This window comes from Acinetobacter sp. NEB 394 (genome assembly GCF_013374795.1).
Taxonomy (GTDB): domain Bacteria; phylum Pseudomonadota; class Gammaproteobacteria; order Pseudomonadales; family Moraxellaceae; genus Acinetobacter; species Acinetobacter johnsonii.
Genome location: NZ_CP055277.1, coordinates 1,972,476 through 1,998,577, shown reverse-complemented (window position 1 = coordinate 1,998,577; position 26,102 = coordinate 1,972,476). Strand labels below are relative to the sequence as shown.

Here is a 26,102-nt window from a genome sequence, read left to right as displayed (position 1 = left end):
CTTAGTCATAAACACGGTACACGCCAACAAAACGATTACATGCTTTACTTTCACTTTTTACAGAAAGAATGGCTTTTTGAAAGTTGAACTGGTAGTGGCAGTTGTTTTCATTATCGGTAATATTTTGCTTTTGATCGGGTGTAGTGTAGGCCAAAAACGAAATGGTTTGGGTTTCTATGCGGTTATTGGGGCTACGATATGCAATACCTTCAATCTTAATTTTATCTTTAGACAGCTGATGCACTTGTAGGTGCACAGGTTGTTTAGCAATGGCCCCATGTTCAAACTTTAAATAGTGTTGCGTCAAACTTTGATTTAATGATGTGTAGAAGTTCAGATCATCAATTCGGAAGTCCATCTGCTGCTGATAGCATGCTAAGGATTTACACTGCTGTAGGCGGTTTAGCCATAGCTGATGGGTATCGACCAATAAACGCTGCGGCGCATCACTGATTAAAAAAGCAGTCATGGATTGCGTGTCTAATTTTTGTCGAATGTCTTTAAATTGATCGCTACAGATCTTTTTAAGGCTAGATGAAGTCGGATCATCACAGTCAATGACTTGAGCATAACTAAAGCTGGTACAAAGACAACTTAGACACACTAAAATACTAAATTTTTTCATAAGTTTTATGTCGGTTTTCAACAGCATGATCGCTTATACTTTCACTATGTTGCGCTGCTTGTAACTATAGCGAAAGAGAAAGCGTGAATACAAGATTTCAATCATTTATTTCTTAAAGGAAACTGAGCATGGTTGCACATATTCGAATTGGACAGGGACTTGATGTACATGCTTTTGAAGAGGGTGAATTTGTCACACTGGCAGGTATTCAAATTCCACATACACACGGCTTAAAAGCACATTCAGATGGTGATGTGGTTTTGCATGCTTTAACAGATGCATTATTGGGTGCGTTGGCTTTAGGGGATATTGGTCAGCATTTTCCCGATACCGATCCTCGCTTTAAAGGAGCAGACAGTCGTGTATTACTCAAACATGTCTATCAACTCATATTAGATCGTGGTTATCAGTTAAATAATGCAGACATTACTGTGGCATGTGAACGTCCGAAGTTGGCACCGCATAATTTAGCGATGCGCCAAAGCATTGCGGACGTTCTTGATGTTGAAATCACGCAGATTAGCATTAAAGCAACGACCACGGAAAAACTGGGCTTTACGGGTCGTCAGGAAGGTATTTTATCTACAGCAACAGTGCTGATTTCTCATGCAAAATGATCAGGATTGATCATAGCCAGCTTTAATTCTTGTGTTGCTTTACGACCTTGAAGTTGTAAGGCAACAGCATGCGTCAAACCTGTCCATGTGTCATTGGGTTCCCAAATTTGATGCATGGCTTCATGTGCGGTTGGCATATCGATATTCATATAATATTGACGATATAAATACATTAAACTACTGACTCGATAATTTTCTGAACAATGGACCCAAATGGTTTGTTCTTGAACCAAATGATCAATCATATCTAAGACCAATAAGCATTGATCATCAGACGGTGTATCCCATGAAATCGGCACATGTATATAGTTCAAACCGAGCTCTAAACAGATTTGATCTTCATTGGCTAAATAGTTATTGCTATTACTGAGCGCAAGATTGATGACCGTGTTTACGCCATACTCTTTAATTTGCTGTAATTGCTCAGCAGTCGGTTGTCCAGAAGTAAACAAATGCTCGTGGATAAATTGAAAGTTAAGTGTTTGGCTTAAGTGTGTTTCAATAGCGTTCATAATTATTTCTTAATCTTAGAATGAAAAACGCCATCCGAAGATGGCGTTTTAAAAACTTAACGGTTCGGTAAAACGTCTTTGAGTGCTTCGTACATCTCTAGTAATACCTTTTCTGTGGTATCCCAGTCAATACAACCATCGGTTACTGACTTGCCGTATTCAAGATCGCATAGGTTTTCAGGAATTTCCTGACGACCACCTTTAAGGTGACTTTCAACCATAATGCCGATAATAGATTTATTTCCATCAATAATTTGTTCGGTAATATTTTTAAGAACAAGTGGTTGAAGGAACGGGTCTTTGTTCGAGTTTGCATGACTGGTGTCAATCATGATTTTGGTGCTGACTTTTGCCTTAGCCAATGCTGCTTCTGCTTCTGCTACAGAACCAGCATCGTAGTTTGGCTTGCCATTACCACCACGAAGTACCACGTGTGCGTATGGGTTACCTGAAGTACGAATCACAGAGACTTGACCTTGGTTGTTTAGACCCAAGAAGTGGTGACCATGTTTCACCGACTGCATGGCATTAGTTGCAACAGTTAAGCCACCGTCTGTACCGTTTTTGAAACCTACGGGTGAAGAAAGACCAGAAGACATTTCACGGTGTGTTTGGCTTTCAGTGGTACGTGCACCAATCGCTGACCAAGTGATTAAGTCTTGGTAGTACTGTGGTGAGTTTGGATCGAGTGCTTCAGTCGCACATGGCAAGCCTTTTTCATTTAACTCAACCAAAAGTTTACGACCAATGCGTAAACCTTTTTCAATGTTGAATGAGTCATTCATGTCAGGGTCATTGATCAGACCTTTCCAACCCACTGTGGTACGTGGTTTTTCAAAATAAACACGCATTACGATATAGATTGAGTCTTTAATTTTATCGCTTAAAACTTTTAAACGGTCTGCGTATTCGTGAGCAGCAACTGGGTCATGAATTGAACATGGGCCAATCACCACAAAAATGCGTTTGTCTTTACCATCTAAAATATTGCGAATCGTTTCACGACCGTGAAGTACAGTTTGATATGCAGACTCAGTGAGAGGCAATTCAGTTTTTAATTCCGCAGGGGTAACTAGCGGATGAATGCTTTGTAAATTCACGTCATCGATGTCGTTTTGGGTAATAGAGTTTGACTGTAGAGTATTCATTGCCGTCACTGGTTCGATCGTATTAAGTTGCTTTATAAGCTGAATATAACACGGTTTAGCTGATAAAAGGTTATAAAAAAGTCGAATGAATCTTTGAAAAAAAAGTGATGAATCTTAGGTTTATTTTAAATCAGAATGCCTACACTGAGGCATTCTTAACTGTTGAAATTTGAATGACTTGAGAGGTTTCGGCTGGCTTCACTGGTTTGGCTTTGATCGGATTCAACATGAAGTTGACACCCAGCGCAAACAGAGTAATACCTAACACTTTACGGATGATTTTTTCAGGAAGGCGTGAACTAATCAGTGTTCCAATAATAATTGCTGGAATTGAACCGACCAATAACCACATAAGAAGATGGAAGTCCACGTTGCCTGAAGTCATGTGACCCATACCTGCAACGAACGTAAGTAACACCGCATGTACAACGTCAGAACCAATAATACGAATCATCGGTAGGTTGGGGAACATAATGACCAAAGCCATGATTCCGAAAGCACCTGCACCAACTGATGATAGTGTCACGAAGACCCCAAGAACCACACCCATCATCACAATGTACTTACGTTTATTGCTGGTTTGAAGCTGAACTTTTTCTAAGTCTTCGGTCATATCTGGGAGATCATCTTTACGTAGTTTGTTGAAAAATTTTTCAATTTGATTACGAAAGACAATCGATAAACCTGTAATGGTCAACATGAAGCCTAAAACCATGGTGAGCACGGCTTTGTAGTGGGTAGACTGGCTCAAATAGTTGTCGAGTACCCAGTGCGTTGCAAAGGAAGCAGGAATACTGCCAATTGCAAGCCAAAGCACAATTGGCCACACAATATTTAGCTTTTTGGCATGTACAAATGAACCACAGAATTTTGAAATTGCGGCATAGAGCAAGTCTGTACCAATGGCAATGTGAGGTTCAATTCTGAAAAGGCTAATGAGGATCGGTGTCATTAATGAACCACCACCTACACCAGTAATTCCCACACAAAAACCGACTAAAACACCTGCGAGAATAAATTCGAGTGGACCAAACATTGTTATATGCCAAAATATCAAAAAACGTGCATATCTTATGACGTTTTCATATAAGTCGTTGTCTTGATTGTTGATTTACTTATTCTAAAAAGAGATATAGAAAAGATTATTTGAGCTGTAGCCGCGTTTTTATTTTTATGTCTACAATTATCAGTAACCATAATAGATTAAAACTTATGAGTGTTCGTATAACATAAAGAGGGGCTAGCTGATGCTTTTTCTATTGCTCAAAATTCGCTGCGGTCGTGCTATAGGTCATATCTAAGTGTTGCAGACGTGAATCAGCTAATGTGATCTGATGAATAAATGCCTCCTTTTTTGCATTTTTTAGGTTCCAAAAAATACGCTCCAAATAGTAAACCTCGACCTGCTTTGCCGTAAATTGGTGACGATGTGATGACTGGTCACATAGTGTTTGAACAGGTTCTCCCATCAATGCGCAGTTTGCGATCCATAAATGATGCTGTTGTTTAAATTTCAACGGTGAGTTCATCAAAGGTTTTACTGTGAACCTGAGTGGGGATCCAGCTGCTTGGGAAACAAATAAACACAAGTAAATTGAAAATGAGGGAAATAAAAAGTGTCCAGCCAAAATGATGCTTCAACTTAAATGATTTTGATTAGGGTCTGTTGACATTTCAAGTATAGAATTTACCCGATAAAGGTAGCCAAATAAATATACAAGCTAATGCAACTGCCCCCTCATAGCTACACTTTAGCTTATCATATCTTGTTGCTATTCCTCTGAACTGCTTTAACCTACAAAATGCATTCTCAACTAAGTGTCTGATTTTATATAAATACCAATCCATATGATCATTATTTGACTGAGTATTTGATTTTCTTGGAATATTCGCTTTAGTTTTTTTCACAGATATTTGTTCTCTTAATGATTCAGAGTCATATCCTTTGTCTGCACAACATACTTCCGTTTCACTCAAATCAAGTTTTTCAATCATTTTGGGAGCAATCTTGACATCATGTATCGTTCCATCGGAGATAATAATTTCGATTGGATTGCCATCCGCATCAACAGCTAAGTGTATTTTAGAACTATTTCCACCAATGCTTTTAGAAATATCCTGATCTTTTATTCCAGCAGAATGTTGGTGTGCCCGAACATGACTAGCATCAATAAAAACCCATTCCATATCAGCATTTGAAGAAATTAATTTAAATATTTTCATTAACTTATCATTTTTACACCAACGATTATATTTTTTAAAGATTGAGTTATACGAACCAAATTCTTTAGGCAAATCACGCCATGGGCAGCCTGTTCTTATTCTATAAAGTATTGCTTCGACAAAATTTCTCAAATTAGATTTGAAATAGATATCAAAATTTCGGAAAATAGAAAGTAACTTAGACCAGTGTTGATCATTCAGCATTGTACGAGGCATAGCGAGAAGTAAATTTGGTTTGGCGATTAAATTTTACTTTCTCGCTATTTTTTTGAACAGAAAATGTCAACAGGCCCTAGTCTCTAAAATTCCGTTGAGATAGTTCTGGCTCATATATTTGCACACACCTTTTTATTTGGCTCATGATCGAAATAAAAAAGTGTGTGAGTTGTAGAGTAAATACTTACTTAGATTGAGCTGTTTTTTGGGTTTTAAGTCATTGATGCTCAGAATCAGTATAAAAAGTATAGGGGTTGCAAATACAAATAAACTGACACTTCCCACACCGCGACCCGTGTATTGAATCAATAAAGTTAATGCCGTGGACAGTACACCAAAAGCCAGATATCGGCAGATTTGATAATGTTCCGCACACTTGGCCCAACGTGACTTTTGAGTTTTAGGGCGCTGCTTATCGCTCACCAGAAATAACACATAGCACGCGAAAGTGATGAGAAGTCCTACAATCAGGTAGATCATGAGTTGGACTCCTGAATCGTAGGGTTGACATATTTTTTCTGAATTTTTTGTACAGCTTTTTGTTGAATGGGCTGAACTTTTTGATGTAAGAAAATAGCCAATATCGCAAGGATGACGATCATAAGATCAACTCGCAAAAATAACCAATATTCATTCAAGTCATGCACATACTGGTGGCTGATTAAATAGTAAAGATTGAAAATAGGCAAAGATACAGTCAGGAAAATGAAGACTTCCAGTTGAGTTTTCCAAAGGTGTTGCTGTGGAGTGAGCAATGCAATGACTAAACTGAGTAACCAAGTGCCGAAAAATGCGTAGATTTCGTAGTTGAGTTGACCTGCTTCTAACTGAAGGAAACGGTTTGCACAAAGATAACTGAGCATGGCAACTGGCAAGCCAATGATGGCAGCCGTATTTAAGCGGTTAACCATATAGTGTCCAAAGTGGAAACTTTGTTTTTTATTTTGTAGCTGACGTTTTAAGCTCCAGAGTAAAAGCCCAGATGCAATCATGGCACAGCCTAAAAGCCCTGAGAAGAATAACGCAAAGCGTAATAAGGGCTGCGCAAAGTGTGCCATATGTAAACCATAGACTCCATTATTGAGCGTGGCAATTGCACTATTATTCTGAGTGTCACCGAGCAGGGCACCAGATTCGCCGTTAAAGCTGAGTTGGGCTTGGTTTCGCGTGATGCTTCGGTCAGTTGACTCAACCAAGTTCACTTGAGCGATATTGGTATTGGGGTGTTTGACTGTAATATTGCCAATTTCTGTTTTACCCCAACGCTGCTCAGATTGTTGTATGAAGTATTCAATTGGATGCATCGTAGCAGGTGTCGGTTTAGCCTCAGAGCTGATGCTCATATTTCTAATTTCATCAAAATATTGGAACGGTTGCTCTGGGTAAAGTTTCTTCATGCCATTGGGAAGAATGAGATAAAAGAAAATGGCTAAACCAGTGAATGTAATGGTCAGGAAAAAGGGTAAAGCAATGACAGAGGTAACATTGTGAAAGTCTAGATACGAACGTTGCCCTTTGAAGGCTCTTAGGGTAAAGAATTCGGTGAATATCTTTTTGTGTGTGATGATGCCTGAAATGAGGATGATCAACATTAAGAAGGCAGCAATCGTGACTAAAAGCCTACCGATAAAATAGGGCACACCGTACAGCTGATAGTGAAAGCCATAGAAAAACTCACCGCCTTGGGTTGCAGACAAGGTGACTTCTTTACCTGTGTTCGCATCCAAAGTCTTATTTTCGTAGCCACCATCGGCCTTTTGCCAGTAGATTTTATTAACAGGTGAACTCGGACTAGCTACGCCGATATACCAACTTTGCGCATCTGCAGCATTTTTTGTAAGTATTGATATGCCGACTTCATCGCAGTGTCTTGTTTGACTTGTATGGTGGCAAATTGCGGTTGCATCCACAAATTTATTTCATGACGATAATAGGTCGTAGCACCTGTTAAAAAAATGGCAAATAATAACCATCCCAGTGTTAGTCCAAGCCAAGAGTGTAGCCATGCCATTGATTGGCGAACAGATTTTTGCATGGTTTAACCTACGAACTTCAGCAATAGAAAAAAGCAAAGGGAAAGAGAAATAGTTGAAGCGCTTAACTTTTTCAGGGATTGAACACAAAAGCTCAAAATGACAAAAATGATAAAGAAAATAAGAGATAGAAAAGCTGCCAAATAAATGGATTCTGCTTTAGCTAAGTGAGGGTAAAAACTAAGGGTTAGTAGTTCTGATAACATGGATGTACATAAATAGCCTAAGCCAAATGCGATCAAAAACCGGGACATAACGGTTATAGGGTATTTAAGCTGACTTAGGGACATAAAGATCACATGAATGAAGTCATAAAGGGGGGCTTAACGTTGTACTCACTAAGCATTGAACCTAAATTTATTAAGCAAAACACAATTATCTCTATTATGCGTATAAGCAATCTACGTAGCCAAAATACTAGGATTGAGCAGCGTAAATAGAGCAACCAAGCACAGATGAAATTAACGATAATGATTCTCAGTAATTCTATGTTCTAATAGGCATCTTATGCAATATTTAAATGATCGAAAATTGAAATTAACTCAACTATTTTTGTGCTCTTCATATAAATCAAATAAGTCACTCATTTTATATCTGCAGCATAAATAGAAAGAGCCGATCAATACCCATCCCAAAAGACGCTATGTTATGATGCATGGGTTGAAAAATAAGGAATAATGCTTTGCAAATTCGGAAACTTAAAATTGGAATCGTAGTGGGTGAAGTATCAGGTGATACTTTAGGTGCTAAACTTATTCGCAGTTTTCGTGAGCAAGGAATTGATGCAGAATTTGAGGGTATTGGTGGCCCGCAAATGATTGCAGAGGGTTTCAAGAGCTTTTATCCGATGGATATTTTATCGGTCATGGGGTTGGTTGAGGTTCTGAAAGACATTAAAAAGCTTTTTGCGGTGCGTGATGGACTGGTAGAGAAGTGGGCTACCAATCCTGTCGATGTATTTATTGGTATCGATGCGCCAGATTTTAATTTGCGTCTTTCAAAAAGTTTAAAACAAAAACAATTGCCCATAAAAACTGTGCAGTATGTTAGTCCTTCCGTTTGGGCATGGCGTCAGGGACGGGTTCATGGCATCAAAGCTTCTATTGATTTGGTACTGTGTTTATTTCCGTTTGAAAAAGCATTTTATAAAAAATGGGATGTTCCTGCTGCGTTTGTAGGACACCCCTTGGCGAGCCAATTGCCTTTGGAAAACCCAATTTTACAAGCCAAAGAAGAACTGTGTTTAGATGTGATCCAAAAGCATATTGCCTTATTGCCGGGAAGTCGACGTGGTGAAATTGAAAAGCTCGGTCCACTGGTTTTAGATGCTGCAAAATTGCTCTACGCCAAATATCCAAACTATCGCTTTGTGATACCAGCAATCAATGATGCACGTAAGCAACAAATCGAAGCTTTGCTTACTCAGTATCCAAAAGCACTGGTCGATCAAATTGACTTGCTTGAAAACTCAGGCACCGAGTCGAAGATTGGGCGCCAAGTTATGAATGCAGCCAATATTGTGGCTTTAGCATCGGGTACAGCAACTTTAGAAGCTATGCTGTTACACCGACCAATGGTGACCTTCTATAAGTTGAATTGGCTCACCTATCATGTGGTGAAATTCTTGATCAAGATTCAATATTATTCATTGCCGAATATTATTGCGGGCAAGAAAGTAATACAAGAATTAATTCAAAAAGATGCAACACCTGAGAAATTGGCGGCTGAAATTGAAAAATTAATGAATATTGAAACCGCACAGATTCAGGCTATGCAGCACATTACCATGCATAAACAGTTACTTGCAGGTAATAGTGAAAATCCTGTTGAGGCGATTTTAAATATTTTAGATTAATTTTTTTTAAAACATCGTAATAGTGCAGTGAGAAACAACCCAAACGTATTTGGGTTGTTTCTTTTTATTTTAAGGTTTTAGTCCAACAGCCTTGGCACGTGCAGCGTGTAACTTTTTATAACTGTCGATTAAACGTAAGTGACGGTCTAAGCCTTCAAGTTTCATGCTGGTTTCGGTTAAACCATAGAAACGAATACGACCTTCAACTGTGCCTATTACTGCATCCATACGTTCATCACCGAACATACGGCGGAAGTTGGCTTCATATTCTTCCAGTTCCATGTCGTCATCCAACATCACTTCGAGTACGACATTCATGCATTGGTAGAACAGACCACGTTCAACGGTATTGGTGTTGTATTGTAAGAATGCTTCAACCAAGTCTTTCGCTTCCTCAAACTGCTCTAATGCAAGATAGATGAGTAGTTTAAGTTCAAGTAGAGTCAATTGACCCCATTCGGTATTGTCATCAAACTCAATCCCGATCAAAGTCTTGATTTCAGTATAGTCGTCTAGCTCACATTCTTCTAAACGTTCAACCAGAGCTTCAAGCTGTTCGTCGCCTAAACGATGTAAGTTGAGGATGTCTTCACGGTAAAGTAGTGCTTTGTTGGTGTTATCCCAAACCAAGTCTTCAACCAAGTAAATTTCTGAGTAACCGGGCACCAAGATACGGCAGGCTGTTGCACCTAAATGTTGGTAAATGGCCATATAGACTTCTTTGCCCATATTTTCCAAAATACCGAACAGTTCATCAGCTTCATCAGCATTTGAGTTTTGGCCTTGATTGGTAAAGTCCCACTCGACAAAGTCATAGTCCGATTTGGTACTAAAGAAACGCCATGACACCACACCACTTGAGTCAATGAAGTGCTCAACAAAGTTATTGGGTTCAGTGACCGCATTTGACCTAAATGTTGGGCGAGGTAAGTCGTTCAGACCTTCAAAGCTACGACCTTGTAATAGCTCGGTTAAGCTACGCTCAAGCGCAACTTCAAAGCTTGGGTGTGCACCGAAAGAGGCGAATACACCACCTGTACGTGGGTTCATTAACGTCACACACATTACAGGGTATTGACCGCCTAGAGAGGCATCTTTCACCAGTACAGGGAAACCTTGCTCTTCTAAACCTTGAATACCTGCTAAAATGCTAGGATATTTCGCTAAAACCTCTTGCGGTACATCTGGCAGGGTCAGTTCACCTTCCAAAATTTCACGTTTTACCGCACGCTCAAAAATTTCAGACAAACACTGTACTTGTGCTTCAGCTAAGGTGTTTCCTGCACTCATCCCGTTACTAAGGTATAAGTTTTCAATCAAGTTTGATGGGAAGTAAACTACCTCAGCATCAGACTGGCGAACAAAAGGTAAAGAGCAAATACCGCGCTCAGTTTTCCCCGAATTGGTGTCGTATAAATGCGTACCTAACAGTTCTTCTTCAGGGTCATAAATTTCAAGGGTGTACTCATCCAGTACACCTTCTGGCATTTCACCATTTGGACCTGGCATGAACCATTTTTCATCTGGATAATGCACAAACTCTGCATTGGCAATGTCTTCACCCCAGAACTGGTCATTATAGAAGAAGTTACAGTTCAGACGTTCAATGAACTCACCCAGCGCAGAAGCTAAAGCGCTTTCTTTGCTTGACCCTTTACCGTTGGTAAAACACATGGGCGATTGAGCATCACGAATATGTAAAGACCACACATTTGGCACAATATTACGCCAAGAAGCGATTTCAATTTTCATGCCTAGACCAGCCAAAATACCTGACATATTGGCAATGGTTTCTTCTAAAGGCAGGTCTTTACCCGCAATGATGGTACTGGTTTCGGATGCAAGGCTTGGAATAAGCAGGGCTTGAGCGTCAGCATCAATGCTTTCTACTTCTTCAATAATAAACTCAGGGCCTGTTTGAATTACTTTCTTAACCGTACAACGGTCGATAGAGCGCAAAATACCTTGGCGATCTTTTTCTGAAATGTCTGCAGGGAGTTCAACTTGAATTTTGAAAATTTGTTTATAGCGGTTTTCAGGGTCAACAATGTTGTTTTGAGACAAGCGAATGTTGTCGGTTGGAATGTCGCGTGCTAAACAATACACTTTGACAAAATAAGCTGCACAAAGCGCAGAAGATGCTAAAAAGTAGTCAAATGGACCGGGTGCAGAGCCATCACCTTTGTAGCGAATCGGTTGATCGGCAATGACTGTAAAATCATCGAACTTCGCTTCTTGGCGAAGATTATCGAGATAATTAACCTTGATTTCCATGCTGGCACCTAAATTTTCTTATATGTCAGCATGGACACACAAGAGATAAAATATTGAAAAATAAGCCGAATCACGGATGAAAATTGGACTTAAAAAAGTGTGGCTAGAGCGAAAAAGAACAAACAAGCAGTGGTTTGAAGCCATCTCTAGCAAGGATGCGGGATATTATAGTGTGATTTTCACAAGATGCTAATCTTTGTCTGCAAGTTCAGGGTATTTATCTTGATGGACAAAGACATAAGCTGAGAGAAGATTGCTATTAAACCATTAAGGACGGGCACTTTAAGTTGGGTTTGGATTATTTCTATATTGGCTTGGGCTCATTTGATACTGTCGTTTAAAGCTTTGGCTAAAAGCCGTTTCTGAGTTGTATCCGACCCGATGTGCAATTTGCTGAATGGTTCCTTGTCCATTACGCAGGTATTGGGCGGCTAAACGCAGACGGTGTTGTTGCAAATAAGCCAAAGGGCTGGTGCCTAAAATTTGGCTAAACAATGTGGCAAATTTAGACCGTGACATACAACACTGTTCTGCAAGGGACTCAACTGTCCAAGGCTGTGCAGGTTCCGCATGAATTTTTGCAAGAGCATTGGAGAGTTCAGGATGAGATAAAGCACTCAGCCAATTGTTCGAGTCTTGCAGCGCGTCAATATAATCACGTACACATTCAATTAATAAAATACTCACCAAATGATCCAAAATTTTGTCGCGACCTGGGCGTATACGTTGGACTTCTAGAGCGAGAAACTGCAGCCCAATTTGCAACCATTCAGGAACCGTGCTGAGATCTTTGTGTTGAAGGTGAATAAACGCGGGTAAGGCCTGTACTAAAGGACGCGCCATAATGGGGTCCATATGTGCATGTAAGGCCAAGATCACAGTTTTTTGTTGTGTCGCATCACTGCCAAAAGAGACTTCTTTGTGTTGGTTTTGGGCAAATGAGTCAGAAATATCGAATACTTCTAACAGTTGGTCGGTAGTTGAGGCGCGACACTCATGACTTGGCCCCGAAGGGAGTAAGATCAAGTCTCCGACTTCAGCAACAATAATTTGTTTAGCATCTAAACAAATAGTGAGTTGTCCTTGAAGTACCGCATAGGCCATCATGGTTGATTGTTCGGTATAGCGAAAAACCCACTCACCATGCGGTTTAAGGTAGAGGTACTCAGATTGGTTGAGGTGTATATCTTCAAAAATTTTACTTAAAGCATCCATACTTTACGATTTCTAGTCTTTATATCTTAGGCTTAATATTTGATTTAGGGTCAATTTAAGTCATTTCAGGCCAAGGACGATTACGCTGTTTTCTTGGACGTTAGCAACTGTTCTTTATGTCCCATTTCTAGAAATATAAAGGCATAACAAGAAAATTGGAAGAATGGTAATGAATGCATCAGTGAAAATGACGAATGCTAGCGTGGTCGTCAAAAATGCAGCAGGGATCGATAAAAAGCGTTTTGGCTGGTTATTGAGTCCTGGGCTTCCTGTGATTGGCATGGGCATTTTAGCGGGCTATCATTTTGGCCCGAAACCCACCAAGAAAATCTTCGCTTTGGGTGGGCCGTTGCTACTGCATGTCATTATTCCTGCGGTAGATGGCCTGGTCGGTGCAGATGAAAATAATCCTTCGGATGATGAAATTAAGGTCTTGGTAAATGACCCGTACTATGACCGTATTGTGAAATTGTTCATTCCGCTACAAATGGCAGCCAATTTGTTTGCAGGTTATGTGGTGACTCGCCAAAATGTATCAATGCTCGACCAAATATTATTGGGCGTTTCCATGGGGGCAATTAATGGAGTAGCGGTAAATACAGCACATGAGTTGTGCCACCGTCCTAAAAAATCAGATCATTATTGGTCACATATGACTTTAGCACCGTTGGTCTACAACCATTTCCGCATTGAGCATCCTTATGGGCACCATAAACGTGCTGCGACGCCAGAAGATCCTGCTTCATCGAAAATGGGCGAGACTTTTTATGAGTTTTGGCCACGCACCGTTTTCGGTGGGCTGAAGTCGGCTGTTGAAATTGAACATAAACGCCTAAAACGAAAATGTCTGTCTTTCTTCTCCAAAGAAAATGAACTGTTTCATGGATGGGCGATGAGTGCTGGTTTTCATGCAGCCATGTTGAAATTGTTTGGTAAAAAAGTGACGCCATATCTGGTGACACAAGCATTTTATGGTGTGAGTCTGTTTGAAATTATTAATTATATTGAACACTATGGTTTAAAGCGTAGCCAAAAAGAAGATGGCAGCTATGCGCGAACCATGCCAGAACACAGTTGGAATAATAACAACATTGTGACCAATTTATTCTTGTACCAGTTACAACGCCATTCAGATCATCATGCCTATCCAAACCGCCCATTTCAGGCCTTAAGACATTTTGATGAAGCCCCAGAACTACCGAGTGGTTATGCCACCATGTTAATTCCAGCGTTAATTCCAAAGCTGTGGTTCAAAATGATGGATCAACGAGTGTTTGATCACTACGAAGGTGATTTGACCAAAGCCAATATTTTGCCAAAGCGCCGTGCTCAAATCTTTAAGAAATTTGGATTAAGTGCTGACTAAACTGGGATATTTCAGAGATAACAAGCTGCATACATAGTTGACATCGGACTTACAGTCATTGATTCGTTGAGTGCCTGTAAGTTCGATGCTCATGATAGGCGTACCGCTAAACTTTCTTTTTGAATAGGCATATAATACCGAGTATGTAGTGAAAATATTGAACAGAAATGACACCTGCAACCAAACTTTTAAAAGCCAATAAAATCGATTTTTCTATTCATGAATATGAACATGATGCCAATGCAAAAAGCTTCGGGCTTGAAGCCGCAGAAAAATTAAATCTACGTGTCGAAGAGGTGTTTAAAACACTGTTGGTGACCGACGAAAAAAACTATTTTGTTGCGATTCTTCCTGTACACCATCAGTTAAATTTGAAAAAAGTTGCACAGGCAGTGGGGGCAAAAAAACTAAAAATGTCCGACCCTAAAGATGCAGAACGACTGACCGGTTATTTGGTCGGTGGGATTAGTCCTGTTGGACAGAAAAAAAGGTTAAAAACCGTGATTGACCAAAGCGCAGTACAGTTGGAAAAATTATATGTCAGTGGGGGGAAGCGCGGCTTAGATATCGGTTTAAAACCTCAGGATTTAGCAAAAGTGCTTTCAGCCACTTTTGCTGATGTACTCGATGAATAAAGAGCAGTGGCGTCTTCGCTGCTTCACCCCTATTTGATTTAAGCCTTGAACTCTTTTGAGTATTAATTTGAGCACAAATGAAAGCCCATTCAGTCACCTGAATGGGCTTTTCCTTATGAAATATAGGGAAATTTTATAGTTCGAATCAATTATAAATTCATAAACTATCATTTAAAGCTATGGTGTAATTTCGTATAGGCTTTATTAGAAAAACTGATTAAACTTTTAAAAGTATTAAAAAACAATAATATATGTTGGTGTAGTGCGTATATTTCCAAAAATAAACAAAATTGCAAAGATAAATGATAATAATTACCATTAACATGCTTTTTGCAGCGTTGGCCAACGTGAACACCTTTAAGAAACATAATTACATGAAATGAGCTTGGAATAAGCTTTAAAAAGAGGAAATGGTCAGATGAAAGAGCTAGCCAATCGCTTGGCGATGCAGCATCTTGTCAATGCATACTCACAAGAAACAGGCAAGGCGAGCTTGTTTGAGAAGTATCAACAAAATTCAACTCAACTCGCGTTTAGCCAAGGTTTGACGCTGTTATCTTTGCCGCTTAGTTTAATCCAAGCACAGCTTTTTGTTCCATTAAGCTATGTCAGTCGTGTTGGGCGACATCGTATTGCGGCTTTACCGCAAATTTTTCAAAAAGGCCAAAAGCTTAACTTTAGCGCAGTAGCCATGGTTAGTTTGCTACTAGAAGAGTTAGTGCAACAATCCGAAGGCCATGTCGATGCAGCATCCTTGGTTGAACGTTGGATTCAAAGTCGTGACGCATTACAACAGTTTTTAAATATTCGGGCAGAAGATTTTGATGCGCTCGTACAGGTTGAGCAAGGTTTCATAGAGTCTGAACAGGCTTTGATTTTAGGTCATAGCATGCATCCTGCACCGAAAAGCCGAACAGGTTTTGTCCATGAGGACTGGCAAAAATATTCACCAAAAGCTTGTGGTCAGACCCAGCTGTATTATTGGCTGGTGGCACCGGAATATATTGCAGAAGGAACAGCGCTTGAGCAGGATTTTTCAATACAACTTAAACAAGAAATCAAATGGCATTTGTCTGAATCGGAACTTGAGACTTTAGCTACATATGCACATTACAAGCTGCTACCACTGCATCCCTGGCAAGCCCGCTATTTACAAAGCAAAGCGTGGTTTAAAAGTTTAAGAGCTAAACTGAAAATCATTGATTTGGGTGAAAAAGCATGGATATTTTCTCCAACCACTTCTGTACGTACTTTGGCGAGCTTTAACGCGCCGTGGATGTTAAAACCATCGCTTTCAGTGATGATTACCAACTCTATCCGCGTCAATTTAGCAAAAGAATGTCACCGCGGTGAAATGACGCATCGGCTTTGGCACAGTGAGTTAGGGCAAAGTATTTTAAAACAATGTCCAAGCCTAAAAGCGGTGAATGATCCGGCGTGGATTGCTCTTCAGTTGGATGGTGAAATCATCGATGAAACGATTTGTATTGTGCGTGATCAGCCTTTTATTCCCGAACAGCAAGTCACGTGTATTGCTTCATTGTGTCAGGATCATCCCGTAGAAGAACGTAATCGTTTTAATGCATTATTTGATCAAATTGCTTCTCAACAAAAGTTAAATGATAAAGCACAAATCGCTCATGATTGGTTTAAGACCTTTTTAAACATCAGTCTGAGGCCACTCATGTACGTCTACCATCGTTATGGTATGGCCTTTGAGTCACATCAGCAAAATGTCTTGGTTGAATTGAAAGATGGCTGGCCACAGTGGCTATGGCTACGGGACAACCAAGGTTTTTATTATATCGAAGAACTCGCAGATGAAATTTTACAACAATTTCCAGAACTGCATGATAAGGCCCATGCGGTAGGTTCAAAGACTTTTGTCGATGAGCGCTTTAGTTATTATTTCTTTGGCAATACCTTGTTTGGCATCATCAATGCCATCGGTGCAACAGGTTTTGTTAGTGAGCAAGATTTACTGTCTGTTTTACAGCAACACCTCTTTGACCTGTTGAAGCAATATCCAGAGAGTAGTTTGATTCAAAGTCTGTTGTATCAACCGACGCTGCCTTATAAGGGTAACTTACTGACTCGCTTATATGAACTGGATGAATTGATTGCACCCGTTGAAAATCAGTCTGTCTATATTCAGTTAGCCAATCCGCTATATATCAAACAAGAGGATGCTCTCTATGCTTGATTTTATTGCGATTGGCCTTGGGCCATTTAACTTAAGCCTAGCCAGTTTGTTGCATGAAAAGACAGAATTGCACTATCTGTTTTTTGAAAAAAAAGCGCAGTTCGACTGGCATGCAGGTATGCAACTTCCCAATACGGTCTTGCAAGTTCCATTCATGGCTGATTTGGTGTCGATGGTCGATCCGACCAGTCCGTTGAGTTTTTTGAATTACCTAAAATCACAGCAGCGCTTATATAAGTTCTACTTCCTTGAGCAGCCTCATATTCCGCGCCGTGAATATAACCATTATTGCCAATGGGTGGCAGATCAACTGGGTCATATACAGTACCAATCGACGGTGAAGGCCATTTATGCCAAAAGCGAAGGTTTTGAGGTGGTGGTTGAGCAAGGTGGCCGTTTTGTTCGTTACTTGTGTCGAAACTTGGTGATTGGTTCGGGCAACCAGCCTTATTTGCCTGAATGTCTGCGTAAGTTACAACAACAAGTGCCTGAAAAGTGCATTCATTCAGCAGAGTACTTAACCCATAAAAAAAGAAAGCTCAAAGGCAATGTCATAGTTTTAGGCTCAGGACAGTCTTCTGCTGAAGTCTTTTTAGATTTGTTTGATCAGCAGTATCAACATGACTGTGTACCAACGGCTAACTTTAAGCTGCATTGGCTGACGCGTTCCAATGGCTTTTTCCCAATGGAATATGCACCTTTGGGCTTGGAACATTTTAGTCCGAACTATACCCAACATTTTTATAGACTTTCAGAAACACAAAAAGCAGCGCAGTTGAAAGATCAAAGCTTGCTGTACAAAGGCATTAGTGCCAAAACCATACGTGAGATTTACCAAAAACTTTACCACCGTAGTATTGCCTCGGCTACACAAGCAACACATTTGCATGCACAAATTCAGTTGCTTGATGCTGAGTTACGGGAAAGTCAGCAGATTCGCTTGAGCCTTGAACATACCGTAACCGAGCAACGTTTTTATATAGATGCTGATTTTGTAGTGGCATCTACAGGTTATTACAGCCCTGAGTTTTCATTTTTAAAATACTTAAAGCCCTTGATTGCAACAGATCAAGCGGGGCGTTGGAAGGTGAGCCAAGACTATCGTTTGCAGCATACAGCAATGGGTGAAATTTATGTGCAAAACCAAGAAATGCATAGTCATGGCGTAGGTACACCAGATTTAGGCCTAGGCGCATTTCGTGCTGCGACCATCGCCAATCAACTACTGGGTTATCAGCTTTATGAGCTGGACAGTAATGAACAGACCTTTCAGCATTTCAACGCTGAGCAGAACCCTGAAATGTATGTGCAGAATGACACATCTATTACACGAACAGCTGCTTTAGCACCATCGATTCCTAAATCAAAAAATATTGAGCAGCGCAAAATACAAACAGGGGCACATCCCTCTATGCAGCCTTATACATTCGAGAAAATCATATGAGCTTTGCACAACTTCAAGTGAATCAGAAACAGTGGCGTTTGGCAGGACAGCGCTTAATTGAAATGGCGATTGCTGAATTTTTATATGAAGAAATTATTCAAGTGACCGATTTAAAGAACAATCGTTACCAGCTGATGTTGGATGATCAAACCTATACTTTTAAAGCACAAAACTATTTATTGGGACATTGGCAGATTGAGGAGGGTTCAGTACGTGAGTTGAGCGTGGCTGAAGACCTGCCTGCATGGAACTTACATACTTTTATTCGCGCGTTTTCAAATCAAACCGAAGTGAAGCCTTTTACCAAGGCATATCTCATCAAAGAAATGAACAATACGTGGTTAGCCGAGGCGCATTTATTTGATGAAAGTCGTTTAAGCAGTGAAGCAGTATTGACCGCATCGCATCATGAAATTGAAGGCATGCTCCGTGGTCATCCGTGGTTGATTATGAGCAAGGGTCGTATGGGTTTTGGTTATGACGACTACTTAAGTGCCGCTCCTGAACTTTCGCCAACAGTCAAAGTACTGTGGCTTGCGGTGCATCGTGATTTGGCAGAGTTCCGTTCTACCGAGGAGTGGCAAGCGGGGACACTTTATCAATATGAGTTGGATGCAGAAGAGTTAGATAGCTTTGAACAACAGTTACATGAAAGAGGCTGCTCTTGTCGTGATTATTTCCTCATTCCAGTACATGCATGGCAGTGGCATCAATGGTTAGTGCCAACTTATGCCAATGAAATCGTGGATCAGCGCATTATTGAACTAGGCGTTGGGCAAGATGACTATGTACCTATGCAGTCGATTCGCACACTTTGCAATATCAGTCAGCCTGAGCGTCATTATGTCAAATTGCCTGTCAGTATCTTCAATACTGCGGTGTATCGTGGGTTGCCGTCTAAACGAAACTTAGCAGCTCCAGCCGTCACAGCTTGGTTAAAGCAGATTCAATCTCAAGATCCAGACTTAAAACAGTCAGGTGTTGCATTCTTAGGTGAAGTGGCAACTTTGACTATTCATCAGCCATGTTTTGATCAGATTGAAGGTGCGCCGTATCAGTTTAAAGAACTGTTTGGCTGTTTGTGGCGTGAAAGTGTAGACCCAATGATTGGAACAGGCGAACAGGCACTTTCTCAAGCGGCTTTATTACATCGAGATATCAATGGCCAGTCAATATTAGCCGTGTTGATTCAGGCGTCGGGTTTGAGTCCATTACATTGGTTAAAACGCTTTGCCGAATTCTCTGTTACTCCACTCTTAATCTGCTTGTACAAATATGGCTTGGCTTTTTCTCCACATGGGGAAAATACCATGCTTATTCATGCCAATGGCGTACCGCAGAAAATGGTGCTGAAAGACTTTATTGATGATGTCAATTTGGTTGATGAAGACTTTCCAGAATTGGCAAGTTTACCTATTGAAGGGCAAATTTTACTGCGTCATCCTGCGCATGAACTCAGCCATTTTATTTTCACTGGGCTGTTTATGGTGCATTACCGCTATATCTGTAATGTATTTCTACAAGACTACCCTGAGCATAGCGAAGTTGAATTTTGGCAGACCATTTCATTGGTCATTGATACTTTCCATCAGGCGCATCCAGAGTTGGCAGAACGCATTGAAAAATTTGCCATGTTTAGAGCCGAATTTGAAAAAATTTGTTTAAACCGAGTGCGTCTATTTACCACCAGTTATAACGATGAAGCAGAACGTCCTGTCCCTGTGTTTTAAGATCCAATTGCCAATCCTGTCAGCCCTGAAACCTTAAAACGATGGTCAGAGCAGGTGTCCAAGTCAACTGACGATACAACGACAAAGCGTATCGCATCATAAAACACTCAAAAATAGCAGGCTTCCACATGAAAACACTTTCACAGCAACTTCCCGATTTTTACGAATATTATGAGAATGAGACGCAATTTTACTTGCGCCAAGTACAATATCCGCAGGACTTAGCACTGTTACATAAATGGATGCATGAGCCTCATGTTATTCCACAGTGGCAGCTGAATAAGTCTGAAGTTGATCTCGCGGTGTATTTTGAAAAAATGCTGGCCGATGACCATCACCGTTTGTTGATCGTTGGGGTGGATGGGCAGGATGTGGGCTATACCGAAATCTATGAAGGCAAGCGTGACCGTCTAGGACGCTATTACGATGGTGATGATTTAGACCTCGGGTGGCACTTACTGTTCGGTGAAAAGTCGGCTTTTGGCAAAGGCTACTTGCGTCCAGTAATGCGGCTATTAGGTTTTTATATTTTTGAAAATGCACCTTCCGACAAAATTGTCGGGGAGCCTGACCACACCGTTAAACCCTATGCAGCAGTGGTCGAAGAAATGTGCTATGAGGCACAGCGCTTGATCCCGATGCCTGAAAAAACGGCCATGTTGTATTACTGCTTTAAACAAAAATTCTATGGAAAATTTGGGAGGTATTTAACTGATTCAAATGCATTTATGCAAAACCATAACCCACTCAATAGGACTGAGGAACTTACATGAGCTATAGCTCAGAGCATATACAAATCATGGACATGCGCTTTTCGGCGCATGTCACTGTCGCCGAATTTGAACAATGGCTTAGCCAAGTCGAACGTTTTTTCTTAAAGAAACAGCACTTTGTTTTGGTCATGCAAACCGATATCGGTACGGAATTTCCTGAGGAATACCGTCAACTGCAAGCGGTTTGGTACAAAAAATACAAACAACTTTTCTTTCAATACTGCTTGGGTTTGGTTCGAATTGCACAAGACCCAACCGATCAACAACGACTGAATACACCTTCACTGCATGCTGCATGGCGGGTGCCTTACTACGTCACACTTGATCATTCTGATGCACTGCAATGGGCAGTGCAGAGGTGGATATGCAAAACCTAAATACACAAAGAGCAACAAGCCAAATCTCAGCTTTGAGCTTAGCCGTTGTCATTGTTTTATATCTGGCACATGCCTTGCCTTTGTATTTTTACAATGTGGCATTGCCCGCTATTTTGCGACATCAGGGGGTAGATTTACGTTGGATTGGAATGCTGTCGCTGCTTTATATTCCATGGGCGTTTAAGTTTTTATGGGCACCACTCATCGACCGGCTTTATATCAAAAAGTTAGGGAAACGAAAAACATGGTTGCTCTTTACACAAGTAGCACTGGTACTTGGAGTATTGGCCTTGGCCTTTACCCAGTTCTCTTACGGGCTGGTGGTGTTTGTTGTGATTGGTTTGTGGATTTCAAGCTTTGCGGCGACCCAAGACATTGCCATAGATGGTTATACCGTAGAAACCTTTTCAGCGTCTGAATATCGTCTAGGCAGTATGGCTCAGAGTATAGGAGTCGCTTTGGGGAGTATGTTGGGTGGTGCAGCGACATTATGGCTATACCAGTACTATGGCTGGGAAAGTGCATTGGTATGTTTAGCACTTATGACCGCTTTAACGATGTTTGCTGTTTTTTATATTCAAGAACATACAAACGAACAGACAAATATTGCCAAACAAGCTCCAAGCTTAGTCCGTGCTTTTAAACGCCCTGAAATTTTATCTGCCTTGGCCCTGATCCTATGTTATCGCGTTGTAGAAGCACCGGCAATGGCGATGCTCAATCCAATGCTGATTGACCAAAAATGGACGCTTGCCCAAATTGGGGTGTTGATGTCTGTGATTGGCGCAAGTGTGGGGTTGCTTGCTGCTGTGAGTGCTGCATTTTTATTGAAAAAAATTCAGGCTACACAGTTGCTCATTTGGGCGGGGTGGTGTCGAACAGCATTGTATGGGGTGATTGGTGTAGCCATTATTTTGGGTTGGTTAAACCAGTGGCATTTGCTCTTGGGGGGATTTGTCATTGTCATGCTTGCGATTCGTTATGTCGCGATGACTTCGTTATATGCCTATTTCATGCAAAGCAGTTCCAAAGAACAGGCAGGCACTGATTTCACCATTTTAGTGTGCTTTGAGCTACTGGTTTATTTCATCGGGGGAGCCGCATCGGGCTTTTTAGCCAAAGCACTTGGCTATGGCAATTTTTATGTGGTGTTGGCGGTTGCGTCTGTAGTCAGTGTACTACTGAGCCAATACATCATTACACGTCATCAAAAAACTCAACAAAAACTGTTGAATCAAGAAATTTAATAAAAGGAAAAAGATATGAGCCGTTTTATGTTACCAATGCAGTTGACTTGTTTAACACTGGCTGTATGTACACAGTTATATGCTCAAGATAACGTTGTAACAAATTCAGCAAGTCAGACAAGTAGTGTTGGGGTCCAACAAAAAGAAACCACACAACTTGCACCGATTGTGGTGACAGCAACCCGATCCGCAAAGAGTATTGCGGACATTGCGGGCACCGTTTATAGCATTGATCAAGCTGAAATCGAAAAACAGGCCAATGCAGGTCGTTCAACTGCTGACATTATTGGCTTTTTAATTCCTTCATTAACACCAAGTTCAGGCACAACCAGTAACTACGGGATGACCATGCGTGGTCGTGCGGTGCAATACATGATTGATGGCGTGCCTCAGACAGGTTCTCGTGATAGTTCACGTCAGTTGAATAGTATCAGCCCAAATTCGATTGAACGTATCGAAGTGGTATCTGGTGCAAGTAGTATCTATGGTGCAGGTGCGACAGGCGGTATTATCAATATCATTACCAAAAAAGGTAGTGATGATGCACTGAGCTTTGAATCTAAACTCGGTGTGACGTCGGGTGATAATATCCGTAGCGATGCTATGGCATATGAAGCATTCCAATCGGTTGCCTTTAATCAAGGTGATGTGAGTGGTTATTTGGGTGCGAGTTATAACAAACGTGGCGAATTTCAAGATAGTCACGGTGAGCGTATAGGACCTGAAGTTGCACAGACTGATCGTCAAGACACAGAAACTGTCGATGTGAATGGTCGCCTAAGTTGGCAATTTACTGACAATCAAAAGCTAAGCTTTGGTGCGCAATATTATAATGATGAGCAAGATAGTGAGTATGGTCCTGATTATGGTACAGGCTTAGCCGTACTATTTGGTGCGGAGCCGACTTTAGATGCTGTAAAAGGTTTAGATCTCGATACTCAGCCAAGAACCAAACGTTCGAACTTCAATCTGCAATATGAGCATCAAGATTTATTAGGGCAGATATTAAATGCGGAAGCTTATTATCGTTCAGAAACAGGGCGTTTTTACCCAAGTGCAAATTATTTAGCACATTCTGCAATTCCAAGTGGTGGCACATATATCGTAACGCAATCTGAAACTGATATTGATGTATGGGGCGCTCGACTAGCTTTACAAAAAGCCTTTGATCTTGGTAGCCGTAGTCTGAACCTAACTTATGGTATGGATTATGATTTTGAGCAAGGTTCTCAGACTGCACAGCAATATAATCTTGCAACCTTTATGGCGAGTAATGGTTTGACACTCGATCCACAAAATGAATATGTCTTCGGTCCAGATGTTGATACGTCGAAATTTGGTCTTTTCTTACAAACTCAATTCGATGTTACGGATGGCTTAAATCTACAAGCTGGCATTCGTCATGAGCGTATTGATAGTGAAGTTCAGGACTCGATTCCTTATAGTGAAGCGATGGTTGCAGATGCTATTCCAACATATACACCAGTTGTTTTAAATGGTGGTACGATCAAACATGATGCAACATTATTTAATCTTGGTGCTGTATATCATTTAACGGATGCTCAACAAGTTTTCGCAAACTTTTCTCAGGGCTCAAGTCTCCCAGACATTCAACGTATGCTTCGTGATGTACCAGCAAGTTTTACTGTGAATAGTCAAACTATTGATCCAATTAAAGTCAATAACTATGAGCTAGGCTGGCGTGTACAAGCTGCAAATGGTTTAAATACGAGTGTCACCACTTTCTATAATGACTCAGATAAAAGTCTAAAATTTGGACGTCCCAACTACACGATTGAAGTTCTAGATACCGATGAACGCGTTTATGGTATTGAAGGAAATCTGTCATATCGACTACAGCCCAATTGGACAGTGGGTGGAACCATGGCTTATACCCGCGGACAATTTAAAAATACCGCAGGGAAGTGGCAAGAGCTAGATGCAATCCGTGTTGCACCACTGAAAGGTACAGCATTCTCTGAGTGGCAGTTTAACAACGATATGAGCCTGCGTGTTCAAGCTCTTGCTATTGGTGGTACTGATAAAGCCAAAAAAGATGCGGTAAAGTATGGTTCAACGGTTCCTGCTGAAATCAATGGTTTCGCAACAATGGACGTCATAGCCAATGCCAAAGCAGGTCCGGGTACGGTCGGATTTGGTGTATATAACGTTTGGAATACGGACTACAAATCAGTCTATAGTCAATCGGTGGAGTCAGTTTATGGTGCTATTTCAAGCTTAGCTGCTCAAGGTCGAACCTATGGTTTGAGCTACACATTAAAATACTAATTGCACAATCAGAGGTAGCTTTCAGCTACCTCTTTGCTTTGTAATCTCGCTTTAAGAAATGGTTTAAATAATAAAATGAATAGCAATAACAAAATCTTTATTGCAGGCAGCCTTGCCAATGGTGCCTGTTTTTCAATGATTTTACCTTTACTGGCACCGTTTATTCGGCAACTGGGGCTGACGGAACTGCAAGGTGGAGCGTTGGTTTCGGCTGGTGCTTTGGTGATGGCCATCTCAGCTATTTATATTTCTAAACAAACTCAAAAATTCAGCATTTATCAATTGTTAAGTATCGGTTTTATCGGTATGGCAATCACTTGGGGCTTATTTGCGGCGGTACTCAGTTATGGGCTGAGTTATGCCATTTCATTTGCGGCTCTGTTTAGTTTATTGATATTGACCCGTGCCAGTACTGGCTTTTTTATGGCGATGCCACAAATTGCGCTGCAAAGTTATGTCATGACGGCTTTTCACAGTGAACAGGAACGTAGCCAAAGCATGGCCAAGTTTGGTGCACTGAACAGCTTAGGCGTGGTGATAGGTCCTTTAGCGACGACATTATTGCTGACATGGAGTATGTTGACACCGTTGTGGGGTGCAGTGGCTATTTTAACGGCTATGGCGGCTTGGATTGTACTGGGCTTTCAAGGGAAGCAAGCATCACAGACTCAAGAACGGGAGGATACCACGGCTAAATTACAAGACTATCCTACAGAAAAGCTGCAATGGTCAAAGTTAGGGATTTGGTTATTGTTGGGTTTTAGCTTATATGGCGCTATTGTTACCCTGAATTTAACTGCTGGTTTTTATATCCAAGATCGATTCCATTTCGACACGCATCAGAGTGCAGTGTATTTTTCTCAGTGTTCATTGATTGTGGGGATAGCACTGGTTTTGATGCAATTGATGATTTCAAAATGTTTTAAATGGTCAATTAAACAATTGCTTTGGGTCGGTCTTGTGACGATGGTTTTGGGTTTAATACTTTCACTGAGTGCCAGTCAGATTTGGACTTTCCAAGCGGCTTATATTTTTTATGGTATCGCCGTGGCCTGTTTAATTCCAGCTTTTACCACAGGGGCAGCCCAAACCGCACCAACCACGCTACAAACTAAAATTGCCAGTTTATGCACAGCTACGCAAGCACTGAGTTTCGTTTTTGCACCGTTGTTAAGTACAGGCTTATATCAGTGGAATCAGCATTTACCCTATTATTTTTTATTGGCGTTGATGACGGGGCTGATGCTGTACTTTAGCTTTAAACACATACAAGCCAACAAGGATCTCAGTAGTGTGGCATGAGATCCTTTATTGATGGTG

General features: G+C 40.9%; 20 protein-coding genes and 2 pseudogenes. 12 read left to right on the top strand and 10 right to left on the bottom strand.

Going from position 1 to position 26,102, the window contains the following annotated elements; genetic code table 11:
• Nucleotide 1 precedes the first annotated feature (1 nt).
• Complete coding sequence (locus HUK62_RS09500) at nt 2-652, bottom strand: hypothetical protein (RefSeq protein ID WP_171355065.1); 651 nt, start codon at nt 650-652, stop codon at nt 2-4.
• 101 nt (nt 653-753) lie between these two features.
• Between HUK62_RS09500 and ispF the strand changes: the two genes are divergently transcribed.
• Nucleotides 754-1,242, top strand: a complete 489-nt coding sequence (ispF, locus tag HUK62_RS09495; RefSeq protein ID WP_004979990.1) for a 2-C-methyl-D-erythritol 2,4-cyclodiphosphate synthase — start codon at nt 754-756, stop codon at nt 1,240-1,242.
• Here ispF and HUK62_RS09490 read toward each other — a convergent pair.
• From HUK62_RS09490 to HUK62_RS09460, 7 genes and pseudogenes are all read right to left on the bottom strand, one after another.
• The gene (locus tag HUK62_RS09490; RefSeq protein WP_004693352.1) at nt 1,230-1,754 is read right to left on the bottom strand and encodes a protein tyrosine phosphatase family protein; all 525 of its coding nucleotides are present in this window, start codon (nt 1,752-1,754) and stop codon (nt 1,230-1,232) included. The two genes, ispF and HUK62_RS09490, sit on opposite strands and share 13 nt — an antisense overlap.
• A gap of 56 nt (nt 1,755-1,810) precedes the next feature.
• A complete protein-coding gene (locus HUK62_RS09485) occupies nt 1,811-2,902 on the bottom strand; it encodes a 3-deoxy-7-phosphoheptulonate synthase (RefSeq protein ID WP_176537731.1) in 1,092 nt (363 codons plus the stop codon).
• A gap of 139 nt (nt 2,903-3,041) precedes the next feature.
• Nucleotides 3,042-3,938, bottom strand: coding sequence for a sulfite exporter TauE/SafE family protein (locus HUK62_RS09480; RefSeq protein WP_176537730.1), 897 nt, complete (start codon nt 3,936-3,938; stop codon nt 3,042-3,044).
• A 220-nt stretch (nt 3,939-4,158) separates the two neighbouring features.
• Nucleotides 4,159-4,419: a hypothetical protein gene (locus tag HUK62_RS09475; RefSeq protein ID WP_228723676.1), complete on the bottom strand. Its 261-nt coding sequence runs from the start codon at nt 4,417-4,419 to the stop codon at nt 4,159-4,161.
• Between the two features lie 157 nt (nt 4,420-4,576).
• Complete coding sequence (locus HUK62_RS09470; protein WP_078426309.1) at nt 4,577-5,341, bottom strand: IS5 family transposase; 765 nt, start codon at nt 5,339-5,341, stop codon at nt 4,577-4,579.
• Nucleotides 5,342-5,482: 141 nt separating this feature from the next.
• Entirely contained in the window at nt 5,483-5,821 is a 339-nt protein-coding gene (locus HUK62_RS09465) for a hypothetical protein (protein WP_176537729.1), read from the bottom strand.
• Nucleotides 5,818-7,376, bottom strand: a pseudogene (locus HUK62_RS09460) (PepSY-associated TM helix domain-containing protein). The gene HUK62_RS09465 and the pseudogene HUK62_RS09460 overlap by 4 nt, the downstream one beginning before the upstream one ends.
• Before the next feature lie 680 nt (nt 7,377-8,056).
• Between HUK62_RS09460 and lpxB the strand changes: the two are divergent.
• A complete protein-coding gene (gene lpxB, locus HUK62_RS09455; RefSeq protein WP_176537728.1) occupies nt 8,057-9,229 on the top strand; it encodes a lipid-A-disaccharide synthase in 1,173 nt (390 codons plus the stop codon).
• Between the two features lie 69 nt (nt 9,230-9,298).
• Here lpxB and HUK62_RS09450 read toward each other — a convergent pair whose 3' ends face one another.
• Both HUK62_RS09450 and HUK62_RS09445 read right to left on the bottom strand, forming a co-directional pair.
• Nucleotides 9,299-11,503: an OsmC domain/YcaO domain-containing protein gene (locus HUK62_RS09450; RefSeq protein ID WP_176537727.1), complete on the bottom strand. Its 2,205-nt coding sequence runs from the start codon at nt 11,501-11,503 to the stop codon at nt 9,299-9,301.
• A 282-nt stretch (nt 11,504-11,785) separates the two neighbouring features.
• Entirely contained in the window at nt 11,786-12,718 is a 933-nt protein-coding gene (locus tag HUK62_RS09445; RefSeq protein WP_176537726.1) for an AraC family transcriptional regulator, read from the bottom strand.
• Nucleotides 12,719-12,887: 169 nt separating this feature from the next.
• On the opposite strand from HUK62_RS09445, the gene HUK62_RS09440 reads away from it, so the two are divergent.
• The 10 genes and pseudogenes from HUK62_RS09440 to HUK62_RS09395 all read left to right on the top strand — a co-directional run bounded on the left by HUK62_RS09440 (nt 12,888) and on the right by HUK62_RS09395 (nt 26,084).
• Nucleotides 12,888-14,084 carry an alkane 1-monooxygenase gene (locus HUK62_RS09440; protein WP_176537725.1) on the top strand — a complete coding sequence of 399 codons (1,197 nt, stop codon included), beginning with the start codon at nt 12,888-12,890 and terminating at the stop codon, nt 14,082-14,084.
• A gap of 167 nt (nt 14,085-14,251) precedes the next feature.
• Nucleotides 14,252-14,719 (top strand): Cys-tRNA(Pro) deacylase, encoded by a 468-nt coding sequence (gene ybaK, locus HUK62_RS09435; protein WP_005399552.1) that lies wholly within the window; start codon nt 14,252-14,254, stop codon nt 14,717-14,719.
• A gap of 418 nt (nt 14,720-15,137) precedes the next feature.
• Nucleotides 15,138-16,922: an IucA/IucC family protein gene (locus tag HUK62_RS09430; RefSeq protein WP_176537724.1), complete on the top strand. Its 1,785-nt coding sequence runs from the start codon at nt 15,138-15,140 to the stop codon at nt 16,920-16,922.
• Nucleotides 16,915-18,366 (top strand): SidA/IucD/PvdA family monooxygenase, encoded by a 1,452-nt coding sequence (locus HUK62_RS09425; RefSeq protein WP_176537723.1) that lies wholly within the window; start codon nt 16,915-16,917, stop codon nt 18,364-18,366. Before HUK62_RS09430 ends, HUK62_RS09425 begins: the two co-directional genes overlap by 8 nt.
• Nucleotides 18,363-20,093: pseudogene (locus HUK62_RS09420) on the top strand (IucA/IucC family protein); the annotation flags it as partial. The gene HUK62_RS09425 and the pseudogene HUK62_RS09420, both read left to right, overlap by 4 nt.
• 131 nt (nt 20,094-20,224) lie before the next feature.
• Nucleotides 20,225-20,869 (top strand): GNAT family N-acetyltransferase, encoded by a 645-nt coding sequence (locus HUK62_RS09415; protein WP_176537722.1) that lies wholly within the window; start codon nt 20,225-20,227, stop codon nt 20,867-20,869.
• Nucleotides 20,866-21,246: a hypothetical protein gene (locus HUK62_RS09410; RefSeq protein ID WP_004979960.1), complete on the top strand. Its 381-nt coding sequence runs from the start codon at nt 20,866-20,868 to the stop codon at nt 21,244-21,246. Before HUK62_RS09415 ends, HUK62_RS09410 begins: the two co-directional genes overlap by 4 nt.
• Nucleotides 21,234-22,493 (top strand): MFS transporter, encoded by a 1,260-nt coding sequence (locus HUK62_RS09405; protein WP_275056140.1) that lies wholly within the window; start codon nt 21,234-21,236, stop codon nt 22,491-22,493. Before HUK62_RS09410 ends, HUK62_RS09405 begins: the two co-directional genes overlap by 13 nt.
• Nucleotides 22,494-22,508: 15 nt before the next feature.
• Nucleotides 22,509-24,782, top strand: a complete 2,274-nt coding sequence (locus HUK62_RS09400) for a TonB-dependent receptor (protein ID WP_176537721.1) — start codon at nt 22,509-22,511, stop codon at nt 24,780-24,782.
• A gap of 75 nt (nt 24,783-24,857) precedes the next feature.
• The gene (locus tag HUK62_RS09395; protein WP_176537720.1) at nt 24,858-26,084 is read left to right on the top strand and encodes an MFS transporter; all 1,227 of its coding nucleotides are present in this window, start codon (nt 24,858-24,860) and stop codon (nt 26,082-26,084) included.
• Nucleotides 26,085-26,102 lie beyond the last annotated feature (18 nt).

What these genes read in the sequence shown, in the direction of transcription:
- HUK62_RS09500 (WP_171355065.1), bottom strand. Translation starts at nt 652, where the DNA reads ATGCTGTTGAAAACCGACATAAAACTTATGAAAAAATTTAGTATTTTA.
- ispF (WP_004979990.1), top strand. Translation starts at nt 754, where the DNA reads ATGGTTGCACATATTCGAATTGGACAGGGACTTGATGTACATGCTTTT.
- HUK62_RS09490 (WP_004693352.1), bottom strand. Translation starts at nt 1,754, where the DNA reads ATGAACGCTATTGAAACACACTTAAGCCAAACACTTAACTTTCAATTT.
- HUK62_RS09485 (WP_176537731.1), bottom strand. Translation starts at nt 2,902, where the DNA reads ATGAATACTCTACAGTCAAACTCTATTACCCAAAACGACATCGATGAC.
- HUK62_RS09480 (WP_176537730.1), bottom strand. Translation starts at nt 3,938, where the DNA reads ATGTTTGGTCCACTCGAATTTATTCTCGCAGGTGTTTTAGTCGGTTTT.
- HUK62_RS09470 (WP_078426309.1), bottom strand. Translation starts at nt 5,341, where the DNA reads ATGCCTCGTACAATGCTGAATGATCAACACTGGTCTAAGTTACTTTCT.
- HUK62_RS09465 (WP_176537729.1), bottom strand. Translation starts at nt 5,821, where the DNA reads ATGATCTACCTGATTGTAGGACTTCTCATCACTTTCGCGTGCTATGTG.
- HUK62_RS09450 (WP_176537727.1), bottom strand. Translation starts at nt 11,503, where the DNA reads ATGGAAATCAAGGTTAATTATCTCGATAATCTTCGCCAAGAAGCGAAG.
- HUK62_RS09445 (WP_176537726.1), bottom strand. Translation starts at nt 12,718, where the DNA reads ATGGATGCTTTAAGTAAAATTTTTGAAGATATACACCTCAACCAATCT.
- HUK62_RS09440 (WP_176537725.1), top strand. Translation starts at nt 12,888, where the DNA reads ATGAATGCATCAGTGAAAATGACGAATGCTAGCGTGGTCGTCAAAAAT.
- ybaK (WP_005399552.1), top strand. Translation starts at nt 14,252, where the DNA reads ATGACACCTGCAACCAAACTTTTAAAAGCCAATAAAATCGATTTTTCT.
- HUK62_RS09430 (WP_176537724.1), top strand. Translation starts at nt 15,138, where the DNA reads ATGAAAGAGCTAGCCAATCGCTTGGCGATGCAGCATCTTGTCAATGCA.
- HUK62_RS09425 (WP_176537723.1), top strand. Translation starts at nt 16,915, where the DNA reads ATGCTTGATTTTATTGCGATTGGCCTTGGGCCATTTAACTTAAGCCTA.
- HUK62_RS09415 (WP_176537722.1), top strand. Translation starts at nt 20,225, where the DNA reads ATGAAAACACTTTCACAGCAACTTCCCGATTTTTACGAATATTATGAG.
- HUK62_RS09410 (WP_004979960.1), top strand. Translation starts at nt 20,866, where the DNA reads ATGAGCTATAGCTCAGAGCATATACAAATCATGGACATGCGCTTTTCG.
- HUK62_RS09405 (WP_275056140.1), top strand. Translation starts at nt 21,234, where the DNA reads ATGCAAAACCTAAATACACAAAGAGCAACAAGCCAAATCTCAGCTTTG.
- HUK62_RS09400 (WP_176537721.1), top strand. Translation starts at nt 22,509, where the DNA reads ATGAGCCGTTTTATGTTACCAATGCAGTTGACTTGTTTAACACTGGCT.
- HUK62_RS09395 (WP_176537720.1), top strand. Translation starts at nt 24,858, where the DNA reads ATGAATAGCAATAACAAAATCTTTATTGCAGGCAGCCTTGCCAATGGT.